The sequence below is a fragment of the Parabacteroides sp. An277 genome, assembly GCF_002159645.1.
Classification (GTDB): domain Bacteria; phylum Bacteroidota; class Bacteroidia; order Bacteroidales; family Tannerellaceae; genus Parabacteroides.
The window spans coordinates 1-16,502 of the sequence record NZ_NFJB01000041.1 but is presented as its reverse complement, the minus strand read 5'-3'; the positions used below and the strand labels follow the sequence as shown (position 1 = coordinate 16,502).

The 16,502-nt window shown below is 48.0% G+C and carries 13 protein-coding genes; 6 read left to right on the top strand and 7 right to left on the bottom strand.

Annotation, left to right across the window (positions count from 1 at the left end):
• Window positions 1–100 precede the first annotated feature (100 nt).
• Entirely contained in the window at window positions 101–841 is a 741-nt protein-coding gene (locus B5F77_RS13355) for an HU family DNA-binding protein (protein WP_087331607.1), read from the top strand.
• A gap of 224 nt (window positions 842–1,065) precedes the next feature.
• Here B5F77_RS13355 and xylE read toward each other — a convergent pair whose 3' ends face one another.
• From xylE to B5F77_RS13340, 3 genes are read right to left on the bottom strand one after another with little or no spacing between them, the layout of a single operon-like run.
• Window positions 1,066–2,514 (bottom strand): D-xylose transporter XylE, encoded by a 1,449-nt coding sequence (xylE, locus tag B5F77_RS13350; RefSeq protein WP_087331605.1) that lies wholly within the window; start codon window positions 2,512–2,514, stop codon window positions 1,066–1,068.
• Between the two features lie 6 nt (window positions 2,515–2,520).
• Entirely contained in the window at window positions 2,521–3,837 is a 1,317-nt protein-coding gene (gene xylA / locus B5F77_RS13345) for a xylose isomerase (RefSeq protein ID WP_087331603.1), read from the bottom strand.
• A gap of 38 nt (window positions 3,838–3,875) precedes the next feature.
• Complete coding sequence (locus tag B5F77_RS13340; RefSeq protein ID WP_087331601.1) at window positions 3,876–5,357, bottom strand: FGGY-family carbohydrate kinase; 1,482 nt, start codon at window positions 5,355–5,357, stop codon at window positions 3,876–3,878.
• A gap of 183 nt (window positions 5,358–5,540) precedes the next feature.
• On the opposite strand from B5F77_RS13340, the gene B5F77_RS13335 reads away from it, so the two are divergent.
• From B5F77_RS13335 to B5F77_RS13315, 5 genes are all read left to right on the top strand, one after another.
• Window positions 5,541–6,191, top strand: a complete 651-nt coding sequence (locus B5F77_RS13335) for a cytidylate kinase-like family protein (RefSeq protein ID WP_087331599.1) — start codon at window positions 5,541–5,543, stop codon at window positions 6,189–6,191.
• A 95-nt stretch (window positions 6,192–6,286) separates the two neighbouring features.
• Complete coding sequence (locus B5F77_RS13330) at window positions 6,287–6,694, top strand: DUF6769 family protein (RefSeq protein WP_140392888.1); 408 nt, start codon at window positions 6,287–6,289, stop codon at window positions 6,692–6,694.
• A gap of 322 nt (window positions 6,695–7,016) precedes the next feature.
• Complete coding sequence (locus tag B5F77_RS13325; RefSeq protein WP_087331635.1) at window positions 7,017–8,186, top strand: efflux RND transporter periplasmic adaptor subunit; 1,170 nt, start codon at window positions 7,017–7,019, stop codon at window positions 8,184–8,186.
• Between the two features lie 12 nt (window positions 8,187–8,198).
• Window positions 8,199–11,279, top strand: coding sequence for an efflux RND transporter permease subunit (locus B5F77_RS13320; RefSeq protein WP_087331594.1), 3,081 nt, complete (start codon window positions 8,199–8,201; stop codon window positions 11,277–11,279).
• A gap of 2 nt (window positions 11,280–11,281) precedes the next feature.
• Window positions 11,282–12,487 (top strand): TolC family protein, encoded by a 1,206-nt coding sequence (locus B5F77_RS13315; protein WP_239446361.1) that lies wholly within the window; start codon window positions 11,282–11,284, stop codon window positions 12,485–12,487.
• A 94-nt stretch (window positions 12,488–12,581) separates the two neighbouring features.
• Here B5F77_RS13315 and B5F77_RS13310 read toward each other — a convergent pair whose 3' ends face one another.
• From B5F77_RS13310 to B5F77_RS13295, 4 genes are all read right to left on the bottom strand, one after another.
• Window positions 12,582–15,020 carry an Ig-like domain-containing protein gene (locus tag B5F77_RS13310; RefSeq protein ID WP_204244981.1) on the bottom strand — a complete coding sequence of 813 codons (2,439 nt, stop codon included), beginning with the start codon at window positions 15,018–15,020 and terminating at the stop codon, window positions 12,582–12,584.
• Between the two features lie 171 nt (window positions 15,021–15,191).
• Window positions 15,192–15,710 carry a GNAT family N-acetyltransferase gene (locus tag B5F77_RS13305; RefSeq protein WP_087331592.1) on the bottom strand — a complete coding sequence of 173 codons (519 nt, stop codon included), beginning with the start codon at window positions 15,708–15,710 and terminating at the stop codon, window positions 15,192–15,194.
• 5 nt (window positions 15,711–15,715) lie between these two features.
• Window positions 15,716–15,898 carry a hypothetical protein gene (locus tag B5F77_RS13300; protein ID WP_087331589.1) on the bottom strand — a complete coding sequence of 61 codons (183 nt, stop codon included), beginning with the start codon at window positions 15,896–15,898 and terminating at the stop codon, window positions 15,716–15,718.
• 224 nt (window positions 15,899–16,122) lie between these two features.
• The coding region (locus tag B5F77_RS13295) for a DUF4469 domain-containing protein (protein WP_140392887.1) at window positions 16,123–16,502 on the bottom strand (380 nt) is incomplete at its 5' end.

Genomic DNA, 16,502 nt, shown 5'->3' with positions numbered 1-16,502 from the left:
TATCTTTGCAAATTTAACCTGAAATATTTGCAGAAACAAAATAAAGTAGTTACATTTGTGAAGAGATAAATAAACAGGGTATTAATTAAAACTTGAAATTATGGCAATTTTAGTCAAACCGATTCAAAGGGTAAATCCATCCGATTTAGAACAACCAAAGAAATGGTACGTTACGCAAGTAACGGCAACCCAAGTAGATGAAAGTCAAATAGCCTTGGATATGGCTGACGGGACTACACTGGATCCGTCGGAAGCCATGATGGCTTTACGCCAGCTACGGAAAGTGTTGCTTCGGCGGCTCCTTTCAGGCGAGAGCGTAAAGATGGGTAATTGGGGCAGCTTTAGTATTACGTTGACCAGCTCGGGAGTTGATTCGAAAGAAAAGGTAAATGCTTCATTAATTAAGAGCGTGAACCTGAACTTCCAGGCGGATAAAACGTTTAAAGAAGAACTTCAGAAGGCAACTTTCGCTTGGGTGGATAAGTTGGCTGGTCTGAGAGGTGATATAGAATATGTCATCACTACTGGACGAGATGGCTCGACTGGTACGGAAAACGACACAGCTACCCGGGGAGGAGACTATATCGTGAAGGGTACGGGCATCCAGCTGGTCGATAAGGACGAAGAGCACAAAGCCTCTATCCAGCTTATCAATTCGTCGGAGTATCCGGAGGTCATTACGGAAACATCGACCAACACGCCGGAATTAGTCATCTTTACCATCCCGAATGAATTGACGGAAGGTACGTATAAGCTCGTCATCGAAACCTATTATACCCCCAACGGGATACTGGACGAGCCGGTTATGATTACCGCTCCTTTTGATTTGACCTTAGTGTGAACTAGGCGTTTAGATTTATGTTAGACAGCCCTGGCCTTCGGGTCAGGGCATTTTTTTTATGCGTAGGAGCCAAGAGATGATTCCGCAGGAAGGAAAAGACAGTCGGGCAGAAGGGAGCAGATACCTGCTGAAAAGGCAAAAGAAATCCGGGCTATCCGGAGCGCGAGACTCACGTCTAGCGCTCGGGAACCACCCGGATGAATTACGGTGTTCTTATGTATATGTTATTTCTTTTGACGCCACAAAGCCGTCATTTCCTCCAGAGAACGCCCCTTGGTCTCCGGTACCCATCGCCAGACAAATAGGGCAGCCAAGAGGCAGGCTACGCCATAAAGCCCGTAAGCGAACACGGGGCTGAAGTCGTAGAGTGACGGGAAAGTGGAGGAGACTAAGTAATTGAACACCCACTGGAATGCGACGGCGATGGCGACGGCTTGGCTACGAATCGTATTGGGGAATATCTCGGCGATAAGCACCCAACATATCGGACCCCACGACATCATGAAGAAGGCCGCGTAGACGATAAGCGACAACACGGGGACGATTCCCTTAACGCCCAGCTGGTCGCACACGGCCACCATGATGGCTCCTGCGGCCATGCCCAGCGAGCCGACGATAAGCAGCGGCTTGCGCCCGCACTTATCCACGGTGAAGATAGCTATCAAAGTGAATGCCAGATTGACGACTCCCATGATGACGGTCTGCATCATCCCGCCGCCTTCTGCGCCCGCGTTCTCGAAGATTCGCGGAGCGTAATACAGGACGGCATTGATGCCGATGGCCTGCTGAAAGACAGAAAGCAGGATGCCGATCGTGATGACCGCGACGCCGTATGCGAAGAGAGGCTCCCGCTTCTCGGTAGCCGTCGCCTTGATTTCGCTAAGGATGGCCTCGGCCCTTACGTGACCGTTGATGCGCTCCAAGATATCGAACGCCTTTTGATGTTGGCCAGTCATGACGAGGAAACGCGGAGTCTTCGGGACGGCGAACAGGAGGAGCCCGAAGAGCGCTGCGGGCACGGCGCCGGAGAGGAACATATAACGCCAGCCCTTCGTGACGGTCCACATGTCGGACTCTGGGCTAAGCGCGTAGACTCCCGTAGCAGCATCCTTCAAGACGATCGGGTTCTGGTGGTCGCCTAATATGGAGTAATTCACGAAATAAACCACAAGCATCCCGAAGATGATGGCGAACTGGTTGCAAGAGACAAGCGTACCTCGGATTTCAGCCGGCGCGATCTCGGCGATGTAGATAGGGCAAACCGCCGAAGCCAGCCCCACACCGATGCCTCCGATGATACGGTAGAAGTTGAACATCAATAGTAACTCCCAGCAAGCCTTCCCCTGTTCGAGCACCAGGAACTCCGGGAAAGAGGCGCCCAGCGCCGAGATGAAGAACAGGACCGCCGCCAGACGGAGCGAGTTCCTCCTCCCCAAGCGCGAGGCGAAAAAACCCGACAAGGCGCCCCCGACGACGCAACCAATCAAGGCGCTCGCCGAGGTAATGCCATGCCATACTTTATTATATTGGAAATCGGTCGCCGTGAGGAAGAAACCCTCTAAACCCTTTTCGGCACCCGATATCACCGCAGTATCATACCCAAACAACAGGCCGCCGATGATGGCGACTAAGGTAATGGAATAAAGATACAGCTTACTACCCTCTTGGTTCATGACGACTTAGCAATACATGTTTACGATAGCTTCATACAATTCCTGCTTACCGCTGATTTGCTTCGGCTCGCCGTGAGCTTTGGCGTAAGCGACGAGGTCTTCGAGCGAAAGCCGTCCCTCTTCGAACTCCTTCCCTTTGCCGGAATCGAAGGAAGCGTAGCGGTCGGCCAACATCTGCCGATAAGGCGACTCCTCCAAGAGGCGGGCTGCACTCTCTAAAGCGCGCGCCATGACGTCCATCCCGGCAATATGCGCGATGAAGATATCTTCCAAGTCGGTCGAGTTTCGCCGAGTCTTCGCGTCGAAGTTCATGCCGCCGTTGCCCAGCCCTCCGTTTCGAATGATGTGAATCATCGCTTGAACCAACTCAAAGTTATCGATGGGGAACTGGTCCGTATCCCAACCGTTCTGGTAATCGCCGCGGTTGGCGTCGATGGAACCTAACATTCCATTGTCGACGGCAACGGCAACTTCATGTTCGAAGGTATGGCCGGCCAGGGTGGCGTGATTCACTTCGATATTCACCTTGAAGTCATCTGCCAATCCATGCGCGCGGAGGAAGCCAATGACCGTTTCCGTATCCACGTCGTATTGGTGCTTAGTAGGCTCCATCGGCTTCGGCTCGACCAAGAAGGTTCCTTTGAAACCTTTCGCCCGGGCATAATCACGCGCCAACGTAAGCATCTGCGCCAAGTGCTCTTTTTCTCGTTTCTGATCCGTGTTCAGAAGCGACATATACCCTTCGCGTCCGCCCCAGAAGACGTAGTTCGTACCGCCCAGCTCGATGGTCGCGTCGATAGCGTTCTTGATCTGGACCGCGGCGCGTGCGACGACATCAAAGTTCGGATTCGTGGCCGCACCGTTCATGTACCGTTCGTGCCCGAAGACATTGGCGGTACCCCAAAGCAGACGGATGCCTGTCTCGGCCTGCTTCTGCTTGGCGTAAGATACTATTTCCTTCAAGTTCGCTTCGTAAGCCTCGATGCTATCGGCCTCGTCGCACAAATCGACATCATGGAAGCAATAATACTCGATGCCCATCTTCTGCATAAACTCGAAACCGGCATCCATCTTCTCTTTGGCCGCTTGGAGCGGGTCGGGATTTACCTTCCAAGGGAAATGTTTCGTACCACCGCCAAACTGGTCCCCGCCTTCGGCGCACAAGGTATGCCACCATGCCATCGAGAACTTCAGCCAATCTTTCATTTTCTTTCCCAGGATGACCTTCTCGGCGTCATAGTAGCGAAACGCCATCGGATTCTTACTTTCCTTTCCTTCAAACGGGATCTTTCCGATACCCGGAAAATACTCTTTCTGTGCCATGCTATTCTTCTTTAAATTTATTGTTTATAATAGATAAATCATATCGTAGGGAGGAACTCCTTCCATCGAGCGTAGGCTTCGGCGTAAGCTTCCTGTTGCTGGATGTCCGGCTCTATCTCGGCTAATTTCTCTAATCCGGCAAAGGCTTCATCCGCATTATGGTAAATGCCTGCCCCGATACCGCTTCCTCGAGCAGCACCTGTTGCTCCGTCGGTATCATACAACTCGATGGTCGCGCCTGTGATACCGGCCAAAGTCTCGCGGAAAACCGGACTTAGGAACATATTCGCCTGCCCCGCATGAATCTTCCGTACGGGAATACCCATCGATTCCATAATCTCGATACCATATTTGAAAGAGAAAACAATACCCTCTTGCGCCGCACGAATCAGATGGCGCCGGTCGTGTAGGTTGAAGTCTATATTATGGAAAGAGCATCCTACGCTTCGGTTCTCCCACATCCGTTCAGCCCCATTCCCGAACGGCAAGATACTGATGCCCCCGCTACCAATAGGCACTTGGGCCGCCAGATCGTTCATCGCATCGTAAGATAACCCATCAGAGCCGACCGCCCGGCGAAGCCAAGAATTCAAAATGCCCGTCCCGTTGATGCAGAGCAACACACCTAAACGGGGATGTGTAGCTGTATGATTCACATGAGCAAAGGTATTGACACGCGACTTGGCATCATAGCTAATTGTCCCGTTCACACCATATACGACGCCTGAAGTCCCCGCCGTGGAAGCGATTTCTCCCGGCTCAAGTACGTGAAGCGAAAGGGCATTGTTCGGTTGGTCGCCTGCACGGTAAGTGATGGGCGTACCGGCTTTCAAACCCAATTCAAGAGATGCCATCCGACTTACTTCGCCTTGTATAGAAAAAGTCGGCCGGATATCTCCCAGCATGGAAACGTCCAACCCGTAATAATTCAATAAAGCTTCCGATATACGATTTTCTTTAAAGTCCCAGAAAATACCTTCCGATAATCCAGACACCGTCGTGCATACTTCGCCACTCAACCGCATGGCTATGTAATCCCCCGGAAGCATTACCTTGTAGATACGGTCAAACAACTCCGGTTCGTTCTGTTTCACCCAAGCTAATTTCGATGCTGTAAAATTCCCCGGAGAGTTCAATAAATGAGACAAGCAATATTCTCGTCCTAATGCCTCAAAAGCCTCTTCTCCTATGCTTACTGCCCGCGAATCGCACCATATAATCGAAGGGCGAAGTACTTCCAGACGCTTGTCTACGCAAACCAGTCCGTGCATCTGATATGAAATACCTATTGCTTGAATCTCTTCACCCGAGATTAAGGCTGATTCCAAAACACTTTGGGTAGCTAATTTGAGAAATGTCCACCACGACTCCGGTCGTTGCTCCGCCCATCCAGGTTGCAATGCTATGATTTCTGCTTCTGATTTGGGATAAAAAGCCGATGCGACGCATTTCCCGCTCTCTACTTCTACTAAACTCGCCTTGACAGACGAACTTCCTATATCATATCCTAACAAATACATGGTATTAAACTTTAATATTCCGCGCAAATGTAATAATAATTTCTTTTACATTACCAGGAACTGGTATGTTTTTTATTCCGCACTCAAAATCTCTCGAAAATTCATCTCTCTCCTAAAAATTTGCATTTTAAAAACAAAACAGATATATTTGCAACCATTCAGAAATCCTAAACACACACAGACATGGATACAAATGAGAATCGAATAATCCTAACGATTGGCCGTCAATTCGGAAGTGGCGGACGCGAGATTGGGAAAAAGCTGGCAAAGGCTTTAGGTATTGGTTATTACGATAAAGAATTAATTGCAGCGGCAGCTCGAGAAAGCGGCCTTTGCCGAGAAGTTTTTGAAAAAGCAGACGAACGGGCGTCGAGTGGATTGTCTTACGCCTTCACTATGGGCTATCCTTACGTAGGTATGTTCATGCCCTACAACGATGTCCTCTCGAACGACGAACTTTTCCGCATACAAAGCGATGCTATCCGTAACTTGGCGGCCAAGGAATCGTGCGTCATGGTAGGACGTTGTGCGGATTATATCTTGCGAGACGACCCTGCATGCCTCAGCTTCTTCATCCATAATCGCCCAGAAATTCGTGTGCAACGCATTGTCGAAAGCATGCACCTATCGGTAGAACAAGCTAAAAATCTGATGGCCAAAACCGATAAAGGACGTGCTTCTTATTATAATTACTATACGAACAAAACATGGGGAGCAGCCGAATCATACAACTTCTCGATAGACGCCTCCGTGTTGGGAATCGACGAAACGGTCGAATTCATCAAATCATTCGTAGAGAAACGGCAAGAGATGCGCCCGCCTCATTTCGGTTAGCTTTCTTATGCAAATGGGTTGCAATAACGAAAAATAGGGTGTATAATTCCTATTTTTTTCGTTTCTTTGCACACAAATAAACAAAGGACATGCGGTTGAAAGAGAAAATAATGTATGCGGTTACGTTGCTGGCAGCTTTTCTTTTGCTGCTGGTAACGAGTACGCCGCACCATCATCACTTTAGCGGATTGCCTTGTTTTGAATGGAGAGACTTCCTTCCGCAAGAGGCACATGCGCATCCTCACACATGTGAAGCCAAAACAACCGGGAGCCACACGCCGCTCCCCCACTTCTCGATTGAGAAAAAACGAGTATCTTGCCAAACCTCAGAGGTCGCTTTCCCTATTTATGCCTATCCTTCTTATCTCATACAATCGAAAACAGAGGCAATTACGCCTATGTTTTCTTGTTTCCACAACTATGCCGAACGGCTTTATCGAGAATGGCTTTCGGATGCAGTGGGCAGAAGGGCGCCTCCTTCCAAGAATACCTTATTATACTAAATAACGTAGATTCGATAGAATTCCAGGCAAAACTGGCAATCCTACGGGGAAAACTTGGAAGAGTCCCTATCTATTCTCTATCTTTAGGCTAAAGATATATATCTTTAAGTTGCAGATATGTATCTTCAGGTTGCAGATATATATCTTTAGCCTAAAGATAGAGAATAACTAGGCACCAAACAACTTTTAGGTCGGGGCGGATTGGATTTTCTTCCCGATGTTTTTCCTTGAGAATCCACGTTTCATAAACTATTTTCATTATTCTTTCGGAGAGTTCAAAATCCGAGATTTTGACTTTCCTCCTAAACGAAACATCTCAAAAATGAAAAAACGATATTATCTATATGCTTTTGCAACGGCATTGATATTAGGAAGTTGCACAAAAAAAGAAATGCACGACGAGCATGACCATGAAGCTCATCATGAAACAGAAGCTGCTCACGAACATGAAGCAGAAAAGCACGTGGCAGGAGAAGTGGTATTCAAACGGGAAAATGCGGAGGCAATCGGCTTGAAAACGCAAAAGATGGTACGCGGAAACTTTACGGAAGTCATCCAAACAAGTGGACGCATCGAAGCCGCACAAGGAAGCGAATCGGTACTGGTAGCAACCGTCCCCGGCGTAGTCTCATTGGGAAAAACCGCATTCGTGGAGGGTACGCTGGTACGCAAAGGAGAAACCGTTGTCTCTTTAGCATCGAACGTATTATCGGATGGGGACGTAGCCATTCGAACGAAGAATGCTTATCTTGCCGCCCAAAAAGAATACGAACGCATGGAGCAATTGGTGGGCGACCAGATTGTTTCACAAAAAGAATATGAACAGGCACGCTTGGCTTACGCCAATGCCAAGACTGCGTATGAAGCCATCCAGGGAAAAGAATCGGCTCGCGGCGTGGCAGTAACAGCTCCCATGAATGGATTCTTGAAAAATATTTTGGTAAAAGAAGGAGATTATGTAGCGGTAGGCCAACCTTTAGCTACCATCTCGCAAAATGGAAGATTACGCCTTCGGGCAGATGTCTCGGAAAAGTATTATGCCTATTTACCACAAATCCATTCGGCATGCTTCAAAACACCGTACGACGAAAAGGTGTATCGATTAGACGAATTAGACGGACGATTGATTTCCTATGGTAAAGCTTCGGATACCAATTCTTTTTATGTGCCTGTCTTGTTTGAATTCGCGAACAAAGGGGCTATTATTCCAGGTTCTTTTGTTGAAGTTTACCTATTGGGAAATCCGAAGGAGCAAGTATTAAGCGTCCCGCTTACCGCGTTGGTAGAAGAACAAGGATTGTATAGCGTTTACCTTCGTTTGGATGAAGACTGCTATAAGAAACAATACGTTACCATCGGTGCGGACGATGGCCAATCTGTACAAATCCTCTCCGGATTGAAAGAGGGAGATGAAGTAGTCACCGAAGGAGCCTATCAAATCAAACTGGCCTCTGCTTCGAACGCAATACCAGCACATACACATTCACATTAATCTCGTATCGCTATGTTGAATAAGATTATACACTATTCTTTACATAACCGGCTGCTTATCTTAGTATGCGCTGTGTTATTGATGGTCGGCGGTACCTATACGGCCTTCCATACAGACGTGGATGTGTTTCCAGATTTGAATGCTCCAACAGTAGTTATCATGACGGAAGCCAATGGCATGGCACCGGAAGAGGTAGAACGGTTGGTGACATTTCCCGTAGAAACGGCAGTCAACGGAGCTATGGACGTCCGTCGCGTACGTTCTTCCTCTACTACGGGCTTTTCAGTTGTTTGGGTAGAATTCGATTGGGGTACGGATATTTATCTGGCCCGGCAAATTGTCTCCGAGAAGTTAGCTATAGTAAGTGAGGAATTACCTCAAAACGTAGGGAAACCTACCTTGGGCCCGCAATCCTCTATCTTAGGAGAAATGATGATTCTCGGCCTGACGGCAGATTCTACCTCCTTGCTGGATTTACGCACAATGGCAGATTGGACCATCCGTCCACGTTTGCTTTCAACCGGAGGCGTAGCACAAGTGGCCGTTATCGGAGGCGATATCAAAGAATACCAGATTCTTTTAGATCCGGCACGGATGAAACATTATGGTATTGGGTTAAATCAAGTTTTGGAAGTATGTCGCCAAATGAACCAAAATGCAAACGGCGGAGTCTTATACGAATTCGATAATGAATACATTATCCGAGGTGTTGTATCCACCGACCATGTCGAAGAGATAGCCAAAGGTGTTATCACCGTAACGCCAGATAATGTCCCTATCCTATTACAAGATATTGCTACGGTAAAGGTGGGCGGTAAAAGCCCTAAGTTAGGTTTGGCTTCGGAAAGAGGGAAACCGGCCGTATTAATCACTGTCACCAAACAGCCGAACACCAGTACGCTCGATTTAACTGAAAAACTCGACCAAATCGTCGTCGACTTACAGAAAAATATGCCGGCAGATGTACATATTTCTACCGATGTCTTTCGTCAGAGTCGTTTTATAGATAGTTCCATTAATAATGTAAAGAAAAGTCTGTTTGAAGGAAGTTTCTTTGTCGTCGTGGTGTTATTTTTATTTTTGATGAACGTACGGACTACGGTCATTTCACTGATTGCCATGCCACTCTCCTTGTTAGTTTCTGTCTTGACGTTACATTACTTAGGGTTAACGATAAACACGATGAGTTTAGGAGGTATGGCTATTGCGATCGGTTCGTTGGTCGACGATGCCATCGTGGATGTTGAAAATGTCTATAAACGGTTACGCCAAAATCGTCTCTTGCCCATTGAACTTCAGCGTAGCACGAAAGATGTCGTTTTTGATGCTTCTCGTGAAGTACGTATGCCTATCCTGAATTCAACGTTGATTATCGTCGTGAGCTTCGTTCCCCTCTTCTTCCTTACGGGTATGGAAGGAAGGATGTTGATTCCGCTTGGCATCGCGTTTATTGTTGCTTTGTTCGCTTCGACCATAGTAGCATTAACGCTTACCCCTGTTCTTTGTAGTTATTTATTAGACAGAAAAGGAGAAAAACCCGCGCAAGATGCTTGGGTGGCACGTAAACTTCGTACCGTTTATGAGAAAGCCCTCATTTATGCCCTGGCACATAAGAAGGTAGTGTTAGCGGGCACGTTTTCAGTCTTTCTTGTAGCTTTGGGCTTATTCTTTACGTTGGGACGTAGTTTCTTGCCACCATTCAATGAAGGTTCGTTTACCATCAATGTCAGTACGTTGCCAGGGATTTCGCTGGAAGAATCAGACAAAATAGGACGTCGGGCAGAAGAATTACTTTTACAGGTTCCGGAAATCCAAACCGTGGCCCGTAAAACCGGACGTGCAGAACTGGATGAACATGCGTTAGGTGTAAATGTGAGCGAAATCGAAGCTCCATTCGAGTTGAAAGACCGGACACGCGAAGAGGTGACCAACGATGTTCGCCTGAAATTATCAACTATCACAGGAGCCAATATCGAAATCGGACAACCCATTTCACACCGTATCGATGCCATGCTTTCTGGTACAGAAGCAAATATAGCCATCAAACTCTTTGGTACAGATTTGAACTATATGTTCCAACTGGGGAATCAGATACAGGAGGCTATCCATACAATCCCAGGATTGGTTGATTTGAAGGTAGAACAACAAATCGAACGTCCACAACTAACAATTACGCCCCGCCGGGATATGTTGGCAAAGTATGGTATTACTTTACCTGAATTCCAAGAATACGTAAATGTAATGTTGGGCGGAGAAGTCGTAAGCCAAGTATACGATGAAGGCAAAACATTCGATTTGACCGTAAAAGCTGCCGACGAACATCGTGCAACAATGGCCAATATCCGAGATTTAATGATTGATGCGAATGGCACAAAAATTCCCTTAAGTTACGTGGCAGATATTCGTTCGACTGTCGGTCCCAACACGATTAACCGTGAGAACGTCCAACGCAAAATCGTCATCAGTGCCAACGTATCAGAACGCGACTTGCGTGGCGTAGTGAACGACATTCAAAAAGCCGTGGAAACCAATATCCACTTACCGGAAGGATATCATATTGAATATGGTGGGCAATTCGAAAGCGAACAAGCTGCTAGTCGGACATTATTACTCACGTCGGGCATGGCACTCGTCGTCATCTTCCTATTGTTATATCACCAGTTTAAAGATGCACGGGAAAGTGGTGTCGTTATGCTCAATTTGCCATTGGCACTCATTGGTGGTGTATTTATACTGTGTCTCACCTCCGGAGAAATTAGTATTCCGGCTATTATCGGTTTCATTTCGCTTTTTGGCATCGCTACACGAAATGGGATGCTTCTTATCAGCCATTACACCCAACTACGCAGTGAAGGGATGCCGCTCCGCCAGGCCGTGATTCAAGGTTCATTAGATCGGTTAAACCCAATTCTAATGACTGCGCTCTGTTCGGCTTTAGCACTCATTCCATTAGCTATTCACGGCGATTTACCAGGCAATGAGATTCAGAGTCCAATGGCTCGCGTGATTCTCGGTGGTCTATTAACGTCGACTTTCCTCAATGGCTTTATCATTCCTATCATCTATCTATTAATGAATAAAGAAAACAAATGACAATGAAGAAACAACATATTATCCTCACCTGTCTGGCCTTTCTCTGCATTTTCCATACGGCATGGGCGCAAATGTCTAAGGCCACCTCGATAGAAGAGGTGCTGCAATCGGTCCTGCAAAACAATAAAGAATGGCAGGCGACAACTTCTCAAGCGGAAGCACAAAAGTGGCAAGCCCGTGCCGAGAATAATCTCCCTAACCCGGAAGTAACTTACAGTCATCTTTGGGGAAACAAGGAGGGCATGGGATTCACAGGCGAATTTATTGCCAGCCAATCGTTTGATTTTCCTACGCTTTATGCACAGCGTAACCGGTTAAACCGCGAACGTACGACCATGTACGATGCAGAAGCCGAAGCGCTTCGCCAACAGATTCTTTCTCAAGCCCAAACTGTTTGTTTGGATTTGATTTACCTGAACCAGCTACACAAGCTCTTGGCCCAACGGTTAGCCAATGCTGAAGCACTTAGCGGCTATTATGCCGAACAGTTGGAACAGGGGAACACAAACATCATCGAAGTGAACAAGGTAAACCTCGAACTTCTGAATGCCCGCAACGCTTCACGGTTGAACGAGGCCGATCTCCTCGCTAAACAACAGGAACTTGTCGCACTGAACGGAGGTGTCCCCATCGCTTTCTGTGATACGCTCTATCGTTCGTCATACGATTATCCTACCGACTTTGAGACCTATCGCCTCGAAGCCATGGCGGCATGGCCCGAATTGCAGGCTTTGCGTAGTGCCGAGGCAACGGCTATCCGAAACATCACTATCAGCAAACAGCAATGGTTGCCGGGTCTTACCTTGGGATATCGTATGAATCCCTCGTCGGGTGGCGACCGCTACAACGGTGTGATGGTCGGTATCAGCATCCCGCTTTTCGCCAACCGGCACAAGGTGAAGCAGGCTAAGGCCGAACGTATAGCGGCAGAAAGTCGGTTGCAAAGCCAATCTGATGCTACGCTGGCTAATCTTCGCCAATTGTGGACACGGGCAGGCGAATTGCGCAAGTCTATTGATGAATATGCAGCAATCCTTCGCCTGCAAGATAACATCTCGCTATTGAACAAATCACTCCGGGCCGGGCAAATCTCGATGATTGAATATTTCGTAAACGTAGCCACTTTCTACGACAGCATGGAGAATTACCTCCAACTGCAGAATGACTACCAAAAGACGTTGGCGCAACTCTACCGTTTCCGGCTTTAAGCCAGACAGGTCCTAACAATACAAAGGGAGAATACATCGTGGCTATGCCATCCGATATATTCTCCCTATTCTTTGAGTAAGGAAATAGCCTGTGCTATCTTACTACTACTTTATACCGCTCCTCGCCTATACCTATAATATAGATACCTTTCGGCAAGGAATAGAACCGCCATCCCTCCTGCCGTTCACGCTTGACAATGGCGCCATTCATCGTGATAATCGCTGCCTCTTGCGGTTGTGAAGTGTAGACGTAAAGGTTGCCATCTTGCGCATAAACTTTCGCGCCTTCGATATCTTCCATGCCGGTCGGTTCCTCTATCTTCTCTACGCCCTCTATCTTGATGTAGATATCGGCATAGACGTTATAGATGATATACTCACCGGGTTGCACGCCTTCCTCGACCTCTTCCCAATAGCCATACAAGCTGCGTTTAAAGGAGACCTTCAGGTTCTCGGCATCATAACCTTCTTCCACCTCTACATAGACACTGACCTGGTTGCCCTCCTTCACGACTCCTCTGCTCAGCGAGGATTCTACTCCCTCACAGACATCGTCCAAGTAGATGTTGTAGTAGATGGGGTCCGGGTCGGGTTGCGGCGTGGGGTCTGGGTCCTCTTTAGCTTTCACGGAAATAGCATACGTCAATGTACCGGTATAGTTTTTACTTGTGTAGGTTACAGTAATAGTTGCTGTTCCCTCACTTACAGGAGTTACTTGCGCAGTACTTATAATATCGCCTTTGGAACGAGTTGTTATGGGTGTCACCCTTGCCACATCCGGTTCGTTGCTTACCCAGTTCCACGTACCGTTTCGTTCACCTTCCGGCAATCCGGATATAGTGGCTATCAGGGTAAAGGACACACTTCCGGGTTCGAGGGTAATCGTTTCCTCCTGCTCTTCCGGTCTTGTTATAGTGATATTCGCAGTCGTTACTGTGAAAGTGCCTATTTTTTCTACTGATTCATAGTTCGTACTTTCAGCATATACAGCTTTCACATAGTAAGTACCAATATCTATCGTACTTGCTGCAGCCGTAGTCATTCCTGCGTCCATATAATAGGTGATGGTAGGAGCATCCAACGTTTCACCTTCTACTCCAATTACGGTTGCGGTAGCCGCCTTTGCTTGTCCATTATAAATCAAATCCTCACCAGTGGGAACAATCAGGTTGATAGTCGGCTTTGCCTTGCCGATAGTGAATGAGCTATTTTTATCTGTCACCTCCGCATAGTCGTCATTACCGGCGAAGGTAGCGGTCACGTAATAGGTTCCGGCATCTGTTGGGTTGTCTACCTTGTTTGCATCGGTACGATCAGTAGTTGTATAATAGGCGATGGCAACAGTTTCATTAAGTGTTTCGCCATTGATATCTTTTACCGTTGCCGTTGCGGTTTTCGCTTTCCCATCATAAACAGCATCCGAAGGAACGGTTACTTGGATAGTCGGCGTCGCCTTGCTAACCGTTACTGTACAGGTGGCTTCTTCTCCGCTACCGTCCGCAGCAGTAGCAGTGATGGTGACTATGCCCGCACCCACGGCAGTTACTTTACCATCCACATCCACCGTAGCTATATTTGTATCGCTGCTTTTCCAGGTCACATTCTTATCGGAGGCGTTGTCCGGCTTGATAGTAGCGGTAAGGGTTGCTGTGCTGCCCACATCAAGGGTCAAGCTGTTCTTGTTCAGCGATACGCTTGTAACTTTGTAGACTACGCCGCTTTGAGGTACGTTGCCTGTCAAGGTACCACCATTTACAGTCAGTGTATAATCGCCCGTGTTCAGGCTCGCCCCGCTGGGAATATCCAGGCTCTCGCCCTCGCCGATGGTCAAATCCTCCTGCAAGGTCACATCGCCGTAGACGGTGCCGACCTTGTCGTTAAAGATGATGCCTACGCCATCAGTGGAAACGTCCTCATCCTCGTTGGTACCGGAAGCAATCCCGCCATCGGCTCGCACGATAGTGTTACCGCTGACGTTCAGAGAAGGATTCCCTTCTGGAAAATGAATCCCTTTACGCCCACTGGCCCCACTGGCAGTCAGGCTGCCTCCCTCCACGGTCAGAGAGGCGTTGTAACTATTGTCGGCCTGCACCGAAACACCAATGCCAAATTCAGCGGTTGCAGTGACATCGGCATTCTGGATAGTCAGGGTGGCATTGCTCGTAGTGCTCACAACGCTGATTCCATTTGAAGAACCGCTGGCAGTCAGAATGCCGCTACCCGTGATGGTCAGGCTGGCCGTGCCGCTAGAAGAATAGACATAAATCCCTGTGGAGGTCTCCGATAATGTGTTTTTTTGCCCCTCTAATTGGATGGTCAACGCCGCTTCCCCACTGCTATTGGCCACGCCAATAGCAGCGCCTCCAACATTAGTGTGGTTATTAGAAGTCTTGATGGTGGCGTTACGCAAGGTTAGGGTGCTGCCATCCCACTGGATGTTGTAGTTATCGGCAGTTGCGCCTTCTGTTGTGACATTGCCGCTATCGTCCGTCGTGGCGTAAACGGGAGTGCTCTCGCTGCTTGTGAGTTCCACGCCGCCCACATAGACAACGGCTGTCTGTGCCCAAAAGGATAAAGGATAGAAAAGCAAGATAAGTAGCAGTGTAAAAATCTTCCGTATGTGTTTTCGAGTTTAAAGGGTTGTACAGGGTGAAACTCGGAAACAGGGAATGCGGAAGGACTTTGAAAAGAGGATGTGTCGGGGTTACGGTTCCACTACCGACTGGATGTCGAAATACATCGCCTGGGTATTGCCTTGCTCCTGCGTAGGCGTCAGCTTCTTAAAACCATTCTTCTCGTAAAAGGGAACGGCCTCCAAGTAAGCATCCACCGTCAGGAAACGGAATTGAGAATCACCTATGTCTTGTTTCAAACGCCGCTTGATAATATCCATCAATTTACTGCCCATCCCACAATCTCGGTATTGCAAGGATATCGCAAAACGCCCGATTTTCACGGCTGGATAACTACCAAAATGTTTGGAATGAGGGAACAACTTCTTGATTCTGCGCCAATCGCTATTCGCGACATCCCGTTTCGCCACCTTATCGTTCAGCAAGCAGTAATAACCGACAATCAGGTCTTCGTCACATAAGAGATAGGTTCTAGCCAACCTGCTTTCCAAGAACGGCTTGGCTTCATCACGCAAAAAGCCATTCAACGCGGCATCTCCGCAGTCGAACGGCTTCATTTCATAGTCGGAGGTCAGTTGAATCAGTTCCATCGCGTTCAGATTTTAATGGTTAAGTTTAAAGCCTTGCAAGCTTCTTGATACCTTTTTTCCAACGCTTCGGCATTCGCCCGACGCTCCTCTGCGCTCATGTTGTCTACGCGCTCCATTTCTTTTTCGAAACGGATGGCGTCTTCCCCGTACAATATCGGGGTCTCTTTCCATGGGAATTTGTAACTCATAGTCGTATGCTTTATTTGGTTTAACGCATGCAAATGTAGCCATTCTTTTCCGTATTTCCAACACACCCCTCCTTTCAAAGACCGCCTTCACGTCCGGGTTTCGGTTAATTCGAGGGAAAACGTCCCTTAACGCTTAGGGAAACCTTCCCTTAGTACTTAGGGAAACCTTCCCTTAGCGCTTAGGGAGACTCTCCCTTAGACCTTAGGGAAGCTTTCCCTAAAGATTACACTAATGTAATAGGCACCTCTATACTACGTGGCGTCTTCAACAACTTGTTTGAACTACTATACTGCGTCGTAATACGCAGCGTATAAGCACCTTCCGTCAAATCGTTGGGTATGAGAAGCACCAGTTCCGAGGGCTTGTTGGTCAGGATTTGTTCGTCAAGAAGCTGTTCTTCGACATCCAACGCATTCACCAGAAATACGCCTACCTCCTCGGCGTCGCCCACCACCTTCAGCTCGCGGCCTTCGATGCGGATACCGCCACCACGGGGCGCATTGCCATCTTCCGCCTTGGTCTTGAGGTTGATGATGTGGTCGATTTGCATCGCGCTCGCCTTCTGCCCCAGGATGACCACCTTGGTCTGGGCGATAGACTCGC